Origin of the sequence: Candidatus Palauibacter sp., assembly GCF_965222475.1 — a bacterium.
Classification (GTDB): domain Bacteria; phylum Gemmatimonadota; class Gemmatimonadetes; order Palauibacterales; family Palauibacteraceae; genus Palauibacter.
In genome coordinates, this window is the sequence record NZ_CBDCUB010000004.1 from 338,863 (window position 1) to 357,377 (window position 18,515).

Annotated in this window: 15 protein-coding genes and 4 pseudogenes; 13 read left to right on the forward strand and 6 right to left on the reverse strand. The window is 69.3% G+C overall.

Annotation, left to right across the window (positions count from 1 at the left end; translation table 11 throughout):
• Positions 1-26: 26 nt before the first annotated feature.
• On the reverse strand, positions 27-890 hold the full coding sequence (locus ACOQPP_RS10165; protein ID WP_420636447.1) for a DUF4198 domain-containing protein: 864 nt from the start codon (positions 888-890) through the stop codon (positions 27-29).
• A 202-nt stretch (positions 891-1,092) separates the two neighbouring features.
• On the opposite strand from ACOQPP_RS10165, the gene ACOQPP_RS10170 reads away from it, so the two are divergent.
• From ACOQPP_RS10170 to ACOQPP_RS10180, 3 genes are all read left to right on the forward strand, one after another.
• Positions 1,093-1,758 carry a peroxiredoxin gene (locus tag ACOQPP_RS10170; RefSeq protein WP_420636448.1) on the forward strand — a complete coding sequence of 222 codons (666 nt, stop codon included), beginning with the start codon at positions 1,093-1,095 and terminating at the stop codon, positions 1,756-1,758.
• Between the two features lie 203 nt (positions 1,759-1,961).
• Entirely contained in the window at positions 1,962-3,209 is a 1,248-nt protein-coding gene (locus ACOQPP_RS10175) for an ATP-binding protein (protein ID WP_420636449.1), read from the forward strand.
• A complete protein-coding gene (locus tag ACOQPP_RS10180; RefSeq protein ID WP_419166718.1) occupies positions 3,206-4,687 on the forward strand; it encodes an amidohydrolase family protein in 1,482 nt (493 codons plus the stop codon). The genes ACOQPP_RS10175 and ACOQPP_RS10180 overlap by 4 nt, the downstream gene beginning before the upstream one ends.
• Position 4,688: 1 nt before the next feature.
• Here ACOQPP_RS10180 and ACOQPP_RS10185 read toward each other — a convergent pair whose 3' ends face one another.
• Positions 4,689-5,300, reverse strand: a complete 612-nt coding sequence (locus tag ACOQPP_RS10185; protein WP_419167159.1) for a thiamine pyrophosphate-dependent enzyme — start codon at positions 5,298-5,300, stop codon at positions 4,689-4,691.
• 25 nt (positions 5,301-5,325) lie between these two features.
• Positions 5,326-5,835 carry a thiamine pyrophosphate-binding protein gene (locus tag ACOQPP_RS10190; protein WP_419166717.1) on the reverse strand — a complete coding sequence of 170 codons (510 nt, stop codon included), beginning with the start codon at positions 5,833-5,835 and terminating at the stop codon, positions 5,326-5,328.
• 219 nt (positions 5,836-6,054) lie between these two features.
• On the opposite strand from ACOQPP_RS10190, the gene nthA reads away from it, so the two are divergent.
• From nthA to ACOQPP_RS10240, 10 genes and pseudogenes are all read left to right on the forward strand, one after another.
• Entirely contained in the window at positions 6,055-6,729 is a 675-nt protein-coding gene (nthA, locus tag ACOQPP_RS10195) for a nitrile hydratase subunit alpha (RefSeq protein WP_419167158.1), read from the forward strand.
• Positions 6,726-7,382, forward strand: coding sequence for a nitrile hydratase subunit beta (nthB, locus tag ACOQPP_RS10200; RefSeq protein ID WP_419166716.1), 657 nt, complete (start codon positions 6,726-6,728; stop codon positions 7,380-7,382). Before nthA ends, nthB begins: the two co-directional genes overlap by 4 nt.
• Positions 7,382-7,759: a nitrile hydratase accessory protein gene (locus ACOQPP_RS10205; protein ID WP_419167157.1), complete on the forward strand. Its 378-nt coding sequence runs from the start codon at positions 7,382-7,384 to the stop codon at positions 7,757-7,759. The genes nthB and ACOQPP_RS10205 overlap by 1 nt, the downstream gene beginning before the upstream one ends.
• 95 nt (positions 7,760-7,854) lie before the next feature.
• On the forward strand, positions 7,855-8,136 hold the full coding sequence (locus ACOQPP_RS10210) for a type II toxin-antitoxin system Phd/YefM family antitoxin (RefSeq protein WP_419166715.1): 282 nt from the start codon (positions 7,855-7,857) through the stop codon (positions 8,134-8,136).
• A complete protein-coding gene (locus ACOQPP_RS10215) occupies positions 8,133-8,564 on the forward strand; it encodes a type II toxin-antitoxin system VapC family toxin (protein WP_419166714.1) in 432 nt (143 codons plus the stop codon). Before ACOQPP_RS10210 ends, ACOQPP_RS10215 begins: the two co-directional genes overlap by 4 nt.
• Positions 8,565-8,724: 160 nt before the next feature.
• Positions 8,725-9,285: a TetR/AcrR family transcriptional regulator gene (locus tag ACOQPP_RS10220; protein WP_420636450.1), complete on the forward strand. Its 561-nt coding sequence runs from the start codon at positions 8,725-8,727 to the stop codon at positions 9,283-9,285.
• Between the two features lies 1 nt (position 9,286).
• Entirely contained in the window at positions 9,287-9,523 is a 237-nt protein-coding gene (locus ACOQPP_RS10225; RefSeq protein ID WP_419166712.1) for a hypothetical protein, read from the forward strand.
• Complete coding sequence (locus ACOQPP_RS10230) at positions 9,520-9,789, forward strand: sterol desaturase family protein (RefSeq protein ID WP_419166711.1); 270 nt, start codon at positions 9,520-9,522, stop codon at positions 9,787-9,789. Before ACOQPP_RS10225 ends, ACOQPP_RS10230 begins: the two co-directional genes overlap by 4 nt.
• 64 nt (positions 9,790-9,853) lie before the next feature.
• Positions 9,854-10,979 (forward strand): annotated as a pseudogene (locus ACOQPP_RS10235) (IS3 family transposase).
• Positions 10,980-11,212: 233 nt separating this feature from the next.
• Positions 11,213-11,470 (forward strand): annotated as a pseudogene (locus ACOQPP_RS10240) (sterol desaturase family protein); the annotation flags it as partial.
• A gap of 229 nt (positions 11,471-11,699) precedes the next feature.
• Here ACOQPP_RS10240 and ACOQPP_RS10245 read toward each other — a convergent pair.
• From ACOQPP_RS10245 to ACOQPP_RS10255, 3 genes and pseudogenes are all read right to left on the reverse strand, one after another.
• Positions 11,700-12,474 (reverse strand): annotated as a pseudogene (locus tag ACOQPP_RS10245) (IS30 family transposase); the annotation flags it as partial.
• A gap of 6 nt (positions 12,475-12,480) precedes the next feature.
• Positions 12,481-12,726, reverse strand: a pseudogene (locus ACOQPP_RS10250) (helix-turn-helix domain-containing protein); the annotation flags it as partial.
• A gap of 82 nt (positions 12,727-12,808) precedes the next feature.
• Positions 12,809-18,148, reverse strand: a complete 5,340-nt coding sequence (locus tag ACOQPP_RS10255; protein WP_420636451.1) for an Ig-like domain-containing protein — start codon at positions 18,146-18,148, stop codon at positions 12,809-12,811.
• Between the last annotated feature and the right edge of the window lie 367 nt (positions 18,149-18,515).

An 18,515-nucleotide genomic window follows, 5' to 3' on the forward strand; every position in this document is an offset into this window, starting at 1 on the left:
ACCGCGCCGCCCGGTCGGACCTTCCGCTAGCGGATCTGGAACGTCAGCGTGGCCCAGTTCGACTCGTAGTCCACGTCGGGCTCCGAGGTCGTCTCGACCATGTGGATCGCCCGGACGAACCACCGCCCACCTGCCATCAGGGGAATCGTCGCGACGCCGTTCCCGTCCGTGCGGGTCTCCACGGCGTCGACGTGTTCGCCCGTGTCGTCGTGCTCGTGATTGAACTCGTGGTTCGCGTACACGACCTGGTTCGCCACCGGCTCGCCGGCGCGGAGGAAACGCACCTCGAGTTCGTCGCCGACATCGAGATCGTACGGGTTCTGCAGGGGGATGAACTCCACAGGGTAGCCGAGTTCCTCGGCCCACTCCCCGCTCTGCGCCTCTCCGACCTGGACGATCGCCTTCACGTGCTTGCTGTAACGCTCGGTGGCCTCGTCGTTCGTCTTCCCGGTCGCTTCGCGCTCGGCGATCGCGTCAACGACGCCATCGTGGACAAGGTAGTCGTTGAACGCCTGCGCCGTGAGCGTGAACACCCGGGCCGCAGTCGACACACCGATCGTATAGGTGCCGGCGGAGCCCGTCTCGAAGGTGAGGAGCGCGGTGTCGACGCTGTCGGCGTGCCAGTGGAACATCGCCGTGTCGCGCCACGCCGATGTCGGCGGCTGTACGACCCCATCCGGACCTACGACCCGCACGTCCAGCATGCGGTCGCGCGTGATCGTGTTCTCGCTGTTGTCGAAGTCCCCGTTCAGCAGGGCGACGACATTCGTCGAGTGCGGCTCCAGGAAGAAGCTCTCGAGCTTCAGGAACATCGTGTGTGCCTGCGCCGTCGCGACGATGGCGACGGTGAGCAGGGCGGTGGTCGGCAGGACGCGGCGGCCGATCTTCATTCTCAACTCTCTCCAGGTTGTACGGCCTACGGTTCTTCGAGCGCATCGACGAAGGGCGATCAACATGAAGGGATCGGCGACGTTTCGGCCATAGGTGAAGTCCGGCGCGCGCCGGCGTTGTCCCGGTCGCCGGAAGGGCCGATCATTGGCCGTGGCCGCCAGCGGCGGACTTGACGAGACCAACCAAGACCCGGGAGTACCGATGACGCTCCGCATCAACGACACCGCGCCGGATTTCACCGCCGAGACGACCCAGGGGACGATCCACTTCCACGATTGGATCGGGGACGGCTGGGCCCTGCTCTTCTCTCATCCGAAGGACTTCACGCCCGTGTGTACGACGGAACTGGGCGCCGTCGCCGCGCTCCAGGACGCGTTCGCGGCGCGGAACTGCAGGATCATCGGGATCAGCGTGGACGGCGTGAGCGACCACAAGGCCTGGTCGAAGGACATCGAGTCGCTCCACGGCCATGCCGTCGGCTACCCCCTGATCGGCGATCCAGGCCTCGAGATCGTGAAGGCTTACGACATGCTGCCCGCGGACGCGGGCGACACGTCGGAGGGCCGGACGCCGATGGACAACGCGACGGCGCGTTCGGTGTTCGTCATCGGCCCGGACAGGAAGATCAAGGCCACGCTCACCTATCCGATGAGCACGGGGAGGAACTTCGCCGAGCTCCTGCGGCTCCTCGATTCGTGCCAGCTTACCGCCGAGAAACAACTCGCCACACCGGCGAACTGGGAGCAGGGCGACGACGTGATCATCGCGCCGGCGGTCTCGGACGACGAGGCGCGGGAGCGGTTCCCCGACGGCTGGGAGCAGCCGCTCCCCTACATCCGGATCGTCCCGCAACCAAGGGACGGCTAGGCGATCAACGGGCGTTCAGACACAGCTCTGATAACGATTGGACGCAACTTCAATAACGATAAGACGTAGCACTGATAACGATCAGACGCCATCCTGGTAACGATCAGACGCCGTTCCCAAGCTGGCCCGGTGCTGTTACCGTAGCCTCTGCGCCATTCCCGGCCCCGCCGTCCGAGACCCGGCAACGCACAAGGTTCCAGCCAATGTACCGACGCTTCGCCACCCGCTTCGTTGAAGAGGCGCTCGCCGACACGCCCGTCGTATTCCTCATGGGGGCGCGGCAGGTGGGGAAGACGACTCTGGTGCAGATGATGATCGACGACCGTTGGGAGTACATCACCTTCGATGACCGGGCGCAGCTGGAGATCGCCCGGGCGGATCCGGTGGGCTTCATACGCAACCTGCCCCCAAAGAGAATCGCTCTCGACGAGGTGCAGCGCGTGCCCGATACGCTGCTCGCTATCAAGCAGGCCGTGGACGAGGATCGCACCCCCGGCCGGTTCCTGCTGACGGGATCCGCGAACGCCATGCTGCTGCCCAAGCTCTCCGGCGCGCTGGTTGGCAGGATGGAAGCCGTCCGTCTGGCCACGCTGTCCGAGTGCGAACTTACGGGGCGAGAGCCCACTTTCCTGGGCAGGATGCTGCGGCTGGAAATGCCGGTGGCCACCGATCTGCGAGTGCGGGATCATCTGGCGCGGCGCATCGTGGCAGGCGGTTTCCCCGAGCCTTTGGCCCGCGCGAGCGAATGGCGGGCCCGAGCGTGGCACCAACAGTACGTCGGCACGCTGGTCCAGCGGGATCTGGCTGAACTCGCCCGGATCGAGCACCTGGACGCGATGACGAAGCTGCTCGAGCTGACCTCGCTCTATTCCGGACGGCTCGTCAATCTCACCGAGTTGGGGGGGAGGCTGGGCCTGAACCGGGTCACCGTCGGCAAGTACCTCGCTCTCCTGGAGCAACTCTTCCTGGTGGAGCGCCTGCCAGCGTGGCACACCAGTGAATTCAAGCGACTCGTCAAAGCCCCGAAGATCCACGCCGCCGACACCGGCATGATCTGCGCTCTGCGCGGGATCACCCGGCAGGGACTGGTGAAGCGCCCCGGCGACCTCGGGTCTCTGCTGGAATCCTTCGTGTACAACGAACTGCGCAAGCAGGCGTTGTGGGTCGGCGAGCCGCTGACGTTCCACCACTACCGCGACAAGGACAAGCTGGAAATCGATATCATCATCGAGACTCTCTCGGGTCGATGCTTTGCGATCGAGGTCAAGGCAGCGGCGGGGCTTGCCGCGAAGGATTTTCACGCCTTGAGGCGATTCCGCAGCGTTGCCGGCGATCGTTTCGGGGCGGGCATTCTGCTTTACGACGGAGACCACTCAACCGCTTTCGGCGACCGACTGTTCGCCGTGCCGGTCGGGGCGTTGTGGGCAGGGGCGACCGGGCCCGGACCGTGAACGGAACCGACGTCACGGAACGAGCTTGCACCCCGGGAGACCGCGAAGCGAGTCCGCGAGTTCTCGTCGCCTGCCTCCTGCTGGCGGCCTGTTCCGCAGGGTTCGAGGCGGGGGGGGGGGACGGCCTCCTCCTCATCGACGGGGGCACGGTCGTCGTAGTGGACGAGGCCGGCACCGTGCTCGAGGGCGGCGCGGTGCTCGTGGAGGGGGACCGCATCGTCGACCTGCTGGACAGGGCGGCGCTCCGCCCCCCCGGCGTCCCGGTCCTCGACGCGACCGGCCACCTGGTCATCCCCGGCCTCGTCAACACCCACGGCCACGCCGCGATGTCGCTCTTCCGGGGACTCGCCGACGACATGCCCCTGATGACATGGCTGGACGATCACATCTTCCCGGCCGAGGCCGAACTGGTCGATCCCGAGTTCGTCTACTGGGGCACGCTCCTCTCATCGATCGAGATGCTGAAGAGCGGGACGACGACCTTCGCGGACATGTACTACTTCCGGGACGACGCGGCGCGGGCGGTGATCGATGCCGGCATCCGCGCCGTCCTCGGCCCGCACGTCATCGGCTTCCCGGCCCCGGACTTCGGGTCACCGGAGGCGACTCTCCGGGACGCGGCGCAGTTCCTTGAGAGGTATCGCGACCATCCCACACTGGTTCCGGGGATGGCCGCTCATTCGCTCTACACAACCTCCCTCGACGATGTCCGCGAGACGGCCCGGCTGGCCATCGACTTCGGTGCTCCGTTTCAGATCCATGCCGCGGAAGACGCCAGCGAGTTTGCGACGGCGAACGAACGGACCGGAATGGGGGTCGTGGAGGCCCTCGCATCCATCCGGGCCCTGCGCCCGGGCACCGTGCTCGCACACGCCATCTACCTCTCCGAGGAGGACATCGCGCGGATCGCCGCCGGGGGCGCCGGGATCTCGCACAACCCCGAGAGCAACCTCAAGCTGGGGATTCAGCGGGCGGCGCCGGTCGTGGAGGCGCTGGCGGCCGGGATCCCGGTGGGACTCGGCACGGACGGCGCGGCGAGCAACAACAACCTCGACCTGTTCGACGAGATGGACACCGCCGCCAAGCTCCACAAGTTCACGAACGCGGACCCGACCGCGCTGCCGGCCGAGACCGTGTTCCGGATGGCCACCATGGGCGGCGCCCGCGTGCTCAACCTGCACGACCGCATCGGCTCGCTCGAGCCGGGGAAGCGGGCGGACATCGCGCTGCTCGACACGCGCCGCGCCGGACTCACGCCGCTGTACCACGTCTACTCGCACCTGGTCTACGCGGCCCGGGGGAGCGATGTCTCCACCGTGCTCGTGAACGGTCGCATCGTGGTACGGGACGGACGGATCCTGACGGTGGATGAAGCGGAGGCGATGGCACGCGCGCGCGGCTTTCGCGACCGGGTCCGGGAAGTGGTGGAACGTGTGGCGGCCGAAGCCGCGCCGTCGACGGAGGATTCTCCGCCGTAGCCTAGGCGGCGCCCATGTGCCCCGGCATGGGGGGCGGGGTCCAGCCCGTCGCGGCACGCCGCTCCTGCACGCAGCGCCTGAAGCGGAACGCGTTCTCCGGCAGGGCGAAGTCCATCCCGTAGTTGTCCGGGCCCACGGCGTCGACTCTGGCGACGATCACGCTCAGATCCTCGCGCTCCATCGCTTCGACAAACGCCTCGCCAAACGCCATCGGCGAATCGACGGCGACCGCGTGCGCGATGCCGGCCCCGCGCGCGATCGCAGCGAGATCGGTGATTCCCGAGGTGGTGTGCGACTCGAACCCGCCCGTCGAGAGCAGGCTCCCGTTGTCGAAGATGATGTGGAGGAGGTTCCGGGGCCGGTAGCGCGCGAGCGTGGTGAAGGTGCCCAGGTTCATGAGCGCGGAGCCGTCCCCGTCCAGAACGATCACCTTCTCGTGCGGCAGATGGCTCGCGAGGCCGAGCCCGATCGAGGAGGCGAGTCCCATCGCGTGCTGCAGGTAGAAGAAGTTCTCCCGGTGCCCGAGGTCGTACAGTTCCTGCGCGCACGCGCCCATGATCGTGACGACGAGCTTGTCCTCGATCTCGGGATAGATCAGCTCCAGACACTGCACTCGCTCCAACGCGGCCCTCCCCCGGTCAGACTTCCATGAGGTCGCGGGTGAGGAGCAGCGCGACGGGCGAGAGCGAACTCTGCGACAGCGTGTACGCCTCGGCGATCTCCTTCGCGACGAGGGCGGGGTCGCGGGCGTGGTGATAGGGGATGTTCAGCGCCTGGAGGAGGCCCTCGGTCACGATCCCTCCCCGCGTGTGCCACGGATACGGCTCCCCCCAGTGGCCGCGGACCGCGATCAGCATGCACAGCGGGACGGAGTAGAGTTGGGCGAGGGAGATGATCCCGTTCATCGCCGCGAAGAACCCGTGGTTCTGCATGAGCAGGATGTGGGGTTCGCCGGCGAAGTAGGCCCCCGCCGCCACCCCGATCGCCTCTTCCTCCTTGGCGACCTGGATGAGTTCGACGTCGGGGTCGTCCTCGGCGCGCTGGAGTAGGAGCCCGAGCCACGTCTCCGGGAGGGCCGAGATGCTGCGTATGCCGGCGGCCCTGATCCCGTCGAAGACGGCCTTCGAGTTCTCGTACGAGACGGTCATGCGCGAAGGGTGCGCGCGCGTCTCTGGCCGCGCAATCCCGCTGCCGCCGCAACCCGCTGCGCCAAAGAGGGGCGCAGGTTGCGCGGTTCCGGGCCTGCGGACACGATGAAGGCACAGGGGGAGCCTATGGACGAATCGGAAGGGCGGCCGGTAGACCGGCGTGAATTCATCAAGGATGCGGCGGTCGGAGCGGCCGCGTTCGCCGCCCCGGGGAAGCTGATGGCCGAAGAGACGGACGCTCACGCCCACGAGGCCGGGCACGGGCACGACCACGGGCACGACCACGATCACGACCATCAGGACGTGCCGCCGGACATCGCCCTCCGCGTGCGGGCGCTGGAGTCCGTCCTCGTCGAGAAGGGGATGGTGGACTCCGCGGCGCTGGATGAGGTCGTCGACACCTACGAGAACCGCGTCGGCCCCCGGAACGGCGCCGAGGTCGTCGCGCGGGCCTGGGTCGACCCCGCGTACCGCGAGCGCCTCCTCGCCGATGGAACGGCCGCGATCGGAGAATTCGGCTATCTCGGCGGGCAGGGCGAGCACATGAAGGTGGTCGAGAACACGCCCGCAGTGCACAACCTCGTCGTGTGCACGCTCTGTTCGTGCTACCCGTGGCCGACCCTGGGCCTGCCTCCCGTGTGGTACAAGTCCGCCCCCTACCGGGCGCGGGCGGTGATCGAGCCGCGCGAGGTCCTGAGCGAGTTCGGCCTCAACGTGCCCGGGGATGTCGAGATCCGGGTCTGGGACAGCACCGCCGAGATCCGCTATCTCGTGCTGCCCGAGCGACCCGCCGGCACCGAGGACATGACCGAGGAGGAGTTGGCCGGGATCGTCACCCGGGACTCGATGATCGGCGTGGCCCGGGTCGAGACGCCGTCCGGAGGCGACCAGTGAACACGATCCACGACATGGGCGGCATGGACGGCTTCGGCCCGATCGAGCCCGAAGAGAACGAGCCCGTCTTCCACCACCGCTGGGAGGGGCGCGTGTACGCCCTCACGAGGGCGGTCGGCCCGTGGGGCCGGGGTCGCGAGTGGCCCCCCTTCCGCTTCACGCTCGAGACTATCCCGCCGGTCGAATACCTCAGCCTGTCCTACTACGAGCGCTGGTTCCGGATGATGACCACCCGGCTGCTGGTGAGCGGTCTCATCTCGGAGACGGAACTGGAGACAGGCTATCCGGATCCGGGGGCGCCCCGGCCGGAGCTGCTCCCGGGGTCGAACAGTGGTTCGTTGGGAGCCGGACTCCTCGACAGGGACGTACCCGCCCGCTTCGGACCGAACGACCGGGTGCGCGCGCGCAACCTGCACCCGCGCGGCCACACCCGGCAGCCGCGTTACGTCCGCGGCCGGCAGGGAACCGTGGTCGAGGACCACGGCGTCTACGCGCTGCAGGACACCGACGAGGACGGGAGGCGCCCACCCGACCGCCGACCGCAGCACGTGTACTCGGTGCGCTTCGAGGCGCAGGAGCTGTGGGGCGAGCGGGCCGCCGCGGGCGACGCGATCTACGTGGACCTGTGGGAAGACTACCTGGAGCCGGCGTGATGGCCGGGACCGAGCGGGTCGACGCCGAGCGCCTCGCGGCACTCCCTCCCCTGCCCGCGGACGAGGACGGCCCGGTGTTCGAGGCGCCGTGGCAGGCGCAGGCCTTCGCGCTCGCCGTGAAGCTCTCCGAGGAGGGACACTTCACCTGGAAGGAATGGGCCGGGACGCTCGCCGACGAACTCGGCGAAGCGGAGGCGCGCGGCGAACCGGACGACGGCACCCGCTACTACCACCACTGGGTCGCCGCGCTCGAACGGCTCGTCGTCGACCGCCGGCTGAGCACGTCCGCGGCCCTCGACGACTGCAGGGAAGCGTGGGCGGACGCCTACCGCCACACGCCCCACGGCCAACCGGTGGAGCTGCGCCGGGCCGACTGAGGCACGATCCATCGGTCGCTCGACGCCGCGACGACTTAGGGCCTTCGCGCGAGTTGTGACTTGATTGGTCTTTTTACCGAGACTAGATTGGTCCTATGACTACCGTGTCGATTTCGGCCCTCAAGGCCAATCTCTCGCGTTACCTTCGCCACGTCCGGCGGGGCGGCGAGGTTCAGATCCTCGACCGCGGCGTGCCGGTCGCCAGGTTGATGGCGCCCAAACCGGGCGGCGACGACGCCGTCCGCGACCGGCTGATTGGCGATGGTCTCCTCCGGCCCCGCGCGGGACCGGCCACCTCGATTCTCGACGACCCTCCCGTGAAACTGTCGACGAGCATTTCGCAGGCCCTGGCGGAGGACCGGATCGACCGGCTATGAGGTATTGGGACGTATCGGCGCTTGTCCCGCTGATCGTCTCCGAGCCCGGTAGCCGGTTGGCTCGAACGTGGCTTCTGGAAGACGATCACATCGTCACATGGGCCTGGACGAGGACGGAGATCACGAGCGCGATTGAGAGGCGCACGCGCGAAGGGGCGCTGACCCGGCGGCAGCGGCGGACGGTTCTCGGCCGCCTTCGTGGTTTCGCCGCCGGCTGGGACGAAGTGATCGATGTGCTTTCCGTGCGCGCCCGGGCGAACGCGGTGCTGGCGCGGCACCCGCTCCGGGCCGCCGATGCCGGCCAACTTGGCGCCGCCCTGCTGGTGAGCGAGCAGCTCTCGGACCCGCTGGTGTTTCTTTGCCTCGATCAGCGCCTTAGCGACGCCGCCGAGCGGGAAGGCCTCGGCGTGGCCGACACCGGCGATTGACGGCGCTGGGCCCGGACCGCAGCTAGCGCCGCCAGACCCCGACGCCGTTCTCGCAGACGATCTGCGCCGCACCGACTGAACACAAACCAAATCGAACTGGTTGACAACGCCTGTCCGAACTTGCGATACTATGGCATCTCATTCAAGATGGTTATGTATCATGGCGTTGGCGACGGAAGAACGAATCCTGGAGGGGGCGGTCAGGGCCCTGTCGGAGAGCTTGAACGCGACCGTGGACCAGATCGCGGCTGAAGCGCGGGTCGGACGAGCCACGGTGTTCCGCCATTTCGAGAGCCGTGCAGGGTTGCTGAAGGCGCTGGCGAGCCGAGCCATCGCCGAAACGGACAGGGTGACCCGGCAGGCCACAGCCCAGGCTTGCACGGCGGCCGACGCCCTGAGATTAGCTACGAAGGCCGTCGTTGGCGCGGGCGAGTCCTATCGATTCCTCGAGGCGGCCGCTGAGCTCCGCGACGAGCCGGAGATCGTCAGGGCCTATGAACGGCAGATGTCGGAGTTGGCGGATCTGGTCAGAGGTGCCAGGGAGGAGGGTTTCATTCGTCCGGATGTCCCGCTGGCCTGGGTCGTGGCAAGCATCGACAGCTTGATATGGGCGGCGTCTCGGGCCGTCGGCGAGGGCGAGTTGGGCCGGGTTCAGGCGCAGGACCTCGTCTGGGACACCATCGCGAGCGGGCTTTCGACCATTGCAGCGAAGGAGTCTTGACATGTCGAACCGCAAACCGAATCGACTCTCTTTCTCGGCGCAGATCCTGACGACGGGGATCATCGTGGGCACCATGGTCTGGGCCCCCACGTTGGCGAGCTCGGAGGAGGATTCCAGCGCGTTCGACGAGGCGGCGGAGCAAACACGGTTTCAGCTTGAAGGAGCAGCTCGAGGAATCGACCGAGTGGACGATTCAGGTGACGAGGCCAGGGAACGGGTGGAGCGCCGAGACCCATGAGCGACGCGATCACGAGAGCGCTGAACTGGGTCACCATCGTCACTTGTGTCCTGCTGGCCGATCTCATGTATTACTGGGATCACCGCCTGATGCACAGGATCGGGGTCGGGTGGGCCACTCACACGGTGCATCACAGCTCACGCCACTTCAACATGTCGGTGGCCTACCGTTTTGGTCCCCTCGACGCGGTGTTCCCGCTCCTGTTCTCTTTTCCGATCGTCATGCTGGGATACCACCCGATCCTGGTGCTCCTCGCCGAGGTCTGAGGTGGTCCCAGTTTTTTGGACAGGTCGTTAAGGTGGATTCCAGGAAGGAACGGGAGGCACCGAGATGGCCGGGAAGAGACGGCGGTTCACGCCGGAGTTCAAGGCGCGGGTGGCGCTGGAGGCGCTGCGCGAGCGCGACAGCGTGCAGGCGATCGCGAGGCGGCACGAGCTTCATCCGAACCAGGTGAGCACATGGAAGCGGCAGTTGCTCGAGGGGCTGCCGGAGGTGTTCGCCGGGGGCGCGGGCCGCAGGCTCGCCAAGGAGCACGAGGCGAAGGTCCGGGAGCTGCACGCCAAGATCGGGGAGCTCACGGTCGAGCGGGATTTTTTTCGGCGCGGGCTCAAGCGCTGAGCCGGGCGGAGCGGGTGCGGATGATCGAGCGGGACGGGCCGCCGAGTCTTTCAAGGCAGTGTGCGCTGGTGGGCGTGAGCCGGTCGTCGCGGTACTACCGGCCGAAGGGGGAGAGCGCGGAGAACCTGGCGCTCATGCGGCGCATGGACGAGCTCCACATGGACTACCCGTTCTACGGGAGCAGGCAGATGATGCGCCATCTCCGCCGCGAGGGCGTCGTCGTGGGCCGGCACCGGATCCGGCGGCTCATGCGGCTGATGGGAATGGAGGCGACCTACCGGCGGCCGCGCACGAGCGTGGCGAACTCGGAGCACCGGGTCTTTCCCTACCTGCTGCGCGGCCTCGAGATCTCGCGGGCGGACCACGTGTGGTGCGCGGACATCACCCATGTCCCCGTGACGCAAGGGTTTTTCCACCTTGTGGCGGTGATGGACCGGGCGACCCGGCACGTGCTCGCGTGGCGGCTGTCGAACACCATGGACGCGTCGTTCCGCGTGGACGCGCTGGACGACGCGCTGGGCCGGCGGGCTCCGGAGATCCTGAACACAGCGTCCAAGGCGCCCAGTTCACCAGCGAGGCGTTCGCCGAGCGCGGGCTGGGTGCGGGCGTGGCGTTCTCGATGGACGGCCGGGGCCGCTTCCTCGACAACATCTTCATCGAGCGGCCGTGGCGGTCGCTGAAGTACGAGGCCGTGTACCTCCACGAGCTCCGCGACGGGCTGGACGCCGAGCGCATCATCGGCTCGTGGATCGACTTATACAACGAGGTGCGCCCGCATTCGTCCCTCGGCGGGCGGACGCCGGGCGAGGCCTACCGCAACGGCGCGGGGGCGGTGTGAACGGCGGATCTCCGCACCTGCCGGAGCGCGCCCTCCCGAGTCGCCGCGGCCGAGCAGAAACCCGGGATCCGCCCGTCCCGGACGCCTCGCGCCATCGGCGGCCAAGCCCCGGTCACCGGCCGGGTTCCCCTCCCGGCCACCGGGGCCCATGTTGGAACCTGTCCTTCCCCCGCCGGGGGAGGACCCGCGGGTGGAGCATCCACCCCCAACGAAATAGGACCACCTCAGTCCTGATCCAGCAGTTCCAGACGATACTGCACACGGAGGGCATCCGGAAGCTTCCGCGACCGATCGAGTTTCTGTTCAACACGCCCTCTCACCACAGAGTGCACCATGGCTCGAATCGGCAGTATTGGGACAGGAACTACGCGGGCATGCTCATCATCTGGGATCGCATGTTCGGCACCTTCGAACCGGAAGTCGAGCCGGTTGTGTACGGCATCGACCAACCGCTCAACTCGAACAACCCCATCAAGGTGTTCCTGCACGGCCTTGGGTGCGTCGCGGCTTGCCGCCGGGCACTAATTGTTCGGCGCGACGCTCTCCCATCGGCAATAGTCAGTATGGCAGATGCCGCTCCGCCGACAGTGCGAAACCCTCCAATTCGGCTTCCACATGCACCCTTCCGCGCCCCGAGTACCCCCGCAGGATGTCGACAGGTAGGGTCTCTTCGTATTCGTAGAGCGGCTGGCGCCGGACGAAGTCGTCCGGGGCGAGCACGCCCTTGGGGAAGTATTGGCGGAGCAGGCCGTTGGTGTTCTCGCTGGTCCCGCGTTGCCAGGGGCTCCGCGGATCGCAGAAGTAGACCGATACGCCGCTCTCGATGCCGAGCGGACGTGTTCGGCCATCTCCTTGCCCTGGTCCCAGGTGAGCGAGCGCCTGAGCTGGTCCGGCAGCGTGACCATCCACTCGACCGGCGCGCGGCGCACATGCGGAGCGGTCCGCCCGCCGGGAAGGTGCGGAAGGAGCACGTAGCGGCTGCGGCGCTCGACGAGGACTCCGATCGCGGAGCGTCCCGGCTTGCCGAGGATCAGGTCCCCTTCCCAGTGGCCCGGTACGGCCCGGTCCGCGGCCTCGGCGGGCCGCTCGGAGATGGAGACCATGTCCTCGGCCGCCCCTCTCCGGGCCTGTGCCTCGGGGATCGTCGTCGCGTCCGGCCGGTGCGCAGACAGGCCGTGAGTTCCTTTCCGAGCGCGCCTCGAGTCTGCACGTACAGCGACTGGTGGATCGTCTCGCGAGACACGCGCATCCCGGGATCCGAGGGATGATCGATCCGAAGGCGATGGGCAATCTGCCGCGGAGACCGGCGCGCGGCGAGCAGACGCTCCACCTTCCGCCGCAACCGAGGGCGCCGGGCGAGCTTCGCCACCTTCGGGCGCCGGGCCTTCCCGACCGCCCGTCGCTCCGCCCTCCAGGCCCGGTATCGTTCTCTCGAGCCGTTGGCGGCGACCTCGCGCGAGATCGTCGACGGCGCCCTGCCCAGACGCCCGGCGATCGCCCGGCACGAGTCTCCCGCCGTCAGGCCCCGCGAGATCTCCTCCCGCTCGGCGACGGTAAGGTGGTGCGGCGAACGATTTCGGCCCCGGGGCGCGAGTCCGCCGGTGCGTATCAACAGCCGTTGGACCGACTTGGTCGAACACCCGACCGCCGCGGCGACCTCGGCGTGTGTTTGCCCGTTCCTGATTCGGTCCCCGATCTCAAGCCGGTCCGCTTCGCTCAGCCTCCCGTACTTCTCCCGTTGGCGCATCGCATACCTTCCGGCAAGTGAACAGCCACTGCCAAGATGTTGCGTTCACCGGTTGAGACCGCCCTTTCCATTGGGCGTGGGATCACGACGTGGGGGCGCCGACCGTCACCGTGAAAGTCTGGCTTGCCGTCAGGCCGGTCGGGTCGGTCGCCGTCACAGTTACGTCCGCCGTGCCGACCGTGCGGGCAAAAAGATGAACCAAAGGACCGTTTCCCATTCTGGCGAGAACCACGGCGGCATCAGCTGAAGAGGCGTCAAACGTGAGCTCACCCCCCTCCGGATCGGCAAAATAGTTATGCAGGCTATACACATACGTTTCGCTGCCGACCGACACGGACCGGTTACTTATGCGACGCGTTATCGTCGGGGGGCGCGGCGCAACGACCGTCACCGTGAAAGTCTGGCTTGCCGTCAGGGCGGTCGGGTCGGTCGCCGTCACAGTTACGTCCGCCGTGCCGACCGTGCGGGCGGAAAGAACAACGTAAGGGCCGTGGGTGGACACTCTGGCGAGAACCACGGCGGCATTATCTGAAGAGGCGTCAAACGTGAGCTCACCCCCGTCTGGATCGGCAAAATAGTTATGCAGGGCCCACACATACGTTTCGCTGTCGGCCGACACCGACCGGTCACTGATACGACGTGTAACCCTCGGAGGGCGCGTCCCGACGATGACAGTAAACCGCTCTTCTACCGACAGGCCCTCCCAATCGGTCGCTACCACCGTGGCCCTCGTCTGCCCGGCGCTGACCCCTTTGATGACCAATCGGGCGTATCCATGTCCGGTCTTGTGATCTCGTTTGTCCGATACCCGAACAAGAGCTATATCATTGTCAGCGGAGGAGGCTCCGTAGTTCAGCTGGAAGAAGCTCCCGTACAGATCTTCATCCCTGAAGTGGTCCCGCAAGCGTAGCGAATCCGGCACACCCACATGGACCCGCTGAGTTGCGATCGGCCACTGGACCACGGGGCGGCGATTGGGTATCGGTGGTCTGACGTTGACATCGAACACATAGTTCGCACTCAAGCCTTCCGAATCGGTAGCCGTAAGCGTTATGGTCGCCTGCCCCACTGCTACCGGGTTAACGTCTAAGACATAGTGGTCGAGGGCGGCAATGATGATTAGCTCTACCGTGGCGTACCGTAGGTCTGAGGATGAGGCCTCATATCGCAGGGGATCCCCGTCGGGATCACTGAAGTAGTTGGGAAGACCTCGTACCCTGACGCGATTCTTCGAAGAAGTCAGTACCTGCAGCTCGCTCCGCACATGGATCGTTTGGTCAGGGATGGTTTGGGTGGCGACCGGCGGCCGGTTCGGCGCCTCCGCCACCGTCACCGCGATGCGCTGCTCCGCCGCCAGGCCCCCCGGATCGGAGGCCGTCACCGTCACCACCGCCTCGCCCGCCGCCACCGCCGCCACCGTCACCGCGCTCCCGGACACCGAGGCCGTCGCGACCGACTCGTCCGAGGACGACGCCGAGTAGGTCAGCTCGTCGCCGTCCGGGTCGCCGAAGTACCCCGCCACGTCCAGCTTCTCCGCACCGCCCGCCTCCAGCGTCCGCGGCGTGATCCGCCCCACGGGCTCCGGGCCCCGGTTGGGGGGCGGAGGCGCCTCCGCCACCGCCACCGCGATGCGCTGCTCCGCCGCCAGGCCCCCCGGATCGGAGGCCGTCACCGTCACCACCGCCTCGCCCGCCGCCACCGCCGCCACCGTCACCGCGCTCCCGGACACCGAGGCCGTCGCGACCGACTCGTCCGAGGACGACGCCGAGTAGGTCAGCTCGTCGCCGTCCGGGTCGCCGAAGTACCCCGCCACGTCCAGCTTCTCCGCACCGCCCGCCTCCAGCGTCCGCGGCGTGATCCGCCCCACGGGCTCCGGGCCCCGGTTGGGGGGCGGAGGCGCCTCCGCCACCGCCACCGCGATGCGCTGCTCCGCCGCCAGGCCCCCCGGATCGGAGGCCGTCACCGTCACCACCGCCTCGCCCGCCGCCACCGCCGCCACCGTCACCGCGCTCCCGGACACCGAGGCCGTCGCGACCGACTCGTCCGAGGACGACGCCGAGTAGGTCAGCTCGTCGCCGTCCGGGTCGCCGAAGTACCCCGCCACGTCCAGCTTCTCCGCACCGCCCGCCTCCAGCGTCCGCGGCGTGATCCGCCCCACGGGCTCCGGGCCCCGGTTGGGGGGCGGAGGCGCCTCCGCCACCGCCACCGCGATGCGCTGCTCCGCCGCCAGGCCCCCCGGATCGGAGGCCGTCACCGTCACCACCGCCTCGCCCGCCGCCACCGCCGCCACCGTCACCGCGCTCCCGGACACCGAGGCCGTCGCGACCGACTCGTCCGAGGACGACGCCGAGTAGGTCAGCTCGTCGCCGTCCGGGTCGCCGAAGTACCCCGCCACGTCCAGCTTCTCCGCACCGCCCGCCTCCAGCGTCCGCGGCGTGATCCGCCCCACGGGCTCCGGGCCCCGGTTGGGGGGCGGAGGCGCCTCCGCCACCGCCACCGCGATGCGCTGCTCCGCCGCCAGGCCCCCCGGATCGGAGGCCGTCACCGTCACCACCGCCTCGCCCGCCGCCACCGCCGCCACCGTCACCGCGCTCCCGGACACCGAGGCCGTCGCGACCGACTCGTCCGAGGACGACGCCGAGTAGGTCAGCTCGTCGCCGTCCGGGTCGCCGAAGTACCCCGCCACGTCCAGCTTCTCCGCACCGCCCGCCTCCAGCGTCCGCGGCGTGATCCGCCCCACGGGCTCCGGGCCCCGGTTGGGGGGCGGAGGCGCCTCCGCCACCGCCACCGCGATGCGCTGCTCCGCCGCCAGGCCCCCCGGATCGGAGGCCGTCACCGTCACCACCGCCTCGCCCGCCGCCACCGCCGCCACCGTCACCGCGCTCCCGGACACCGAGGCCGTCGCGACCGACTCGTCCGAGGACGACGCCGAGTAGGTCAGCTCGTCGCCGTCCGGGTCGCCGAAGTACCCCGCCACGTCCAGCTTCTCCGCACCGCCCGCCTCCAGCGTCCGCGGCGTGATCCGCCCCACGGGCTCCGGGCCCCGGTTGGGGGGCGGAGGCGCCTCCGCCACCGCCACCGCGATGCGCTGCTCCGCCGCCAGGCCCCCCGGATCGGAGGCCGTCACCGTCACCACCGCCTCGCCCGCCGCCACCGCCGCCACCGTCACCGCGCTCCCGGACACCGAGGCCGTCGCGACCGACTCGTCCGAGGACGACGCCGAGTAGGTCAGCTCGTCGCCGTCCGGGTCGCCGAAGTACCCCGCCACGTCCAGCTTCTCCGCACCGCCCGCCTCCAGCGTCCGCGGCGTGATCCGCCCCACGGGCTCCGGGCCCCGGTTGGGGGGCGGAGGCGCCTCCGCCACCGCCACCGCGATGCGCTGCTCCGCCGCCAGGCCCCCCGGATCGGAGGCCGTCACCGTCACCACCGCCTCGCCCGCCGCCACCGCCGCCACCGTCACCGCGCTCCCGGACACCGAGGCCGTCGCGACCGACTCGTCCGAGGACGACGCCGAGTAGGTCAGCTCGTCGCCGTCCGGGTCGCCGAAGTACCCCGCCACGTCCAGCTTCTCCGCACCGCCCGCCTCCAGCGTCCGCGGCGTGATCCGCCCCACGGGCTCCGGGCCCCGGTTGGGGGGCGGAGGCGCCTCCGCCACCGCCACCGCGATGCGCTGCTCCGCCGCCAGGCCCCCCGGATCGGAGGCCGTCACCGTCACCACCGCCTCGCCCGCCGCCACCGCCGCCACCGTCACCGCGCTCCCGGACACCGAGGCCGTCGCGACCGACTCGTCCGAGGACGACGCCGAGTAGGTCAGCTCGTCGCCGTCCGGGTCGCCGAAGTACCCCGCCACGTCCAGCGTCTCCGCACCGCCCGCCTCCAGCGTCCGCGGCGTGATCCGCCCCACGGGCTCCGGGCCCCGGTTGGGGGGCGGAGGCGCCTCCGCCACCGCCACCGCGATGCGCTGCTCCGCCGCCAGGCCCCCCGGATCGGAGGCCGTCACCGTCACCACCGCCTCGCCCGCCGCCACCGCCGCCACCGTCACCGCGCTCCCGGACACCGAGGCCGTCGCGACCGACTCGTCCGAGGACGACGCCGAGTAGGTCAGCTCGTCGCCGTCCGGGTCGCCGAAGTACCCCGCCACGTCCAGCTTCTCCGCACCGCCCGCCTCCAGCGTCCGCGGCGTGATCCGCCCCACGGGCTCCGGGCCCCGGTTGGGGGGCGGAGGCGCCTCCGCCACCGCCACCGCGATGCGCTGCTCCGCCGCCAGGCCCCCCGGATCGGAGGCCGTCACCGTCACCACCGCCTCGCCCGCCGCCACCGCCGCCACCGTCACCGCGCTCCCGGACACCGAGGCCGTCGCGACCGACTCGTCCGAGGACGACGCCGAGTAGGTCAGCTCGTCGCCGTCCGGGTCGCCGAAGTACCCCGCCACGTCCAGCGTCTCCGCACCGCCCGCCTCCAGCGTCCGCGGCGTGATCCGCCCCACGGGCTCCGGGCCCCGGTTGGGGGGCGGAGGCGCCTCCGCCACCGCCACCGCGATGCGCTGCTCCGCCGCCAGACCCCCCGGATCGGAGGCCGTCACCGTCACCACCGCCTCGCCCGCCGCCACCGCCGCCACCGTCACCGCGCTCCCGGACACCGAGGCCGTCGCGACCGACTCGTCCGAGGACGACGCCGAGTAGGTCAGCTCGTCGCCGTCCGGGTCGCCGAAGTACCCCGCCACGTCCAGCTTCTCCGCACCGCCCGCCTCCAGCGTCCGCGGCGTGATCCGCCCCACGGGCTCCGGGCCCCGGTTGGGGGGCGGAGGCGCCTCCGCCACCGCCACCGCGATGCGCTGCTCCGCCGCCAGGCCCCCCGGATCGGAGGCCGTCACCGTCACCACCGCCTCGCCCGCCGCCACCGCCGCCACCGTCACCGCGCTCCCGGACACCGAGGCCGTCGCGACCGACTCGTCCGAGGACGACGCCGAGTAGGTCAGCTCGTCGCCGTCCGGGTCGCCGAAGTACCCCGCCACGTCCAGCGTCTCCGCACCGCCCGCCTCCAGCGTCCGCGGCGTGATCCGCCCCACGGGCTCCGGGCCCCGGTTGGGGGGCGGAGGCGCCTCCGCCACCGCCACCGCGATGCGCTGCTCCGCCGCCAGGCCCCCCGGATCGGAGGCCGTCACCGTCACCACCGCCTCGCCCGCCGCCACCGCCGCCACCGTCACCGCGCTCCCGGACACCGAGGCCGTCGCGACCGACTCGTCCGAGGACGACGCCGAGTAGGTCAGCTCGTCGCCGTCCGGGTCGCCGAAGTACCCCGCCACGTCCAGCGTCTCCGCACCGCCCGCCTCCAGCGTCCGCGGCGTGATCCGGGCTCCGGGCCCCGGTTGGGGGCAACGTCGACTGGCATCGGGACCGCCGGTGACGTCCCATCTCCGCAACTCGACGCCCAGAGCAGACCAACCAATGTCAGGCCGTAGTGGACCACATGGCGGACGGACCCGCCCACCGTGAGACCACACCGGAGTTCGGCCAAGGTATGCCTCCCGTTCTGAGACTATTACGTCGAGTCTGGTGCTGCCGGACCGTATCGCCGGGCAACATCCGACTAGAGGTATATTTAGACGTCACAACGTGTCCGGTAAATAACAAGAAGTCATTATGTCTAGGACATAGCTATCCCATGTCATAAAACGGCTTAGACTACGGCCACGAGCCCTCGGATTATTCCCGGAAACGTCTTGCCGGAGCGGGACACGGCGAGGTTTTCCGCCCCACGTCCAAGCGGTTGCGACCCACGTCCGACAC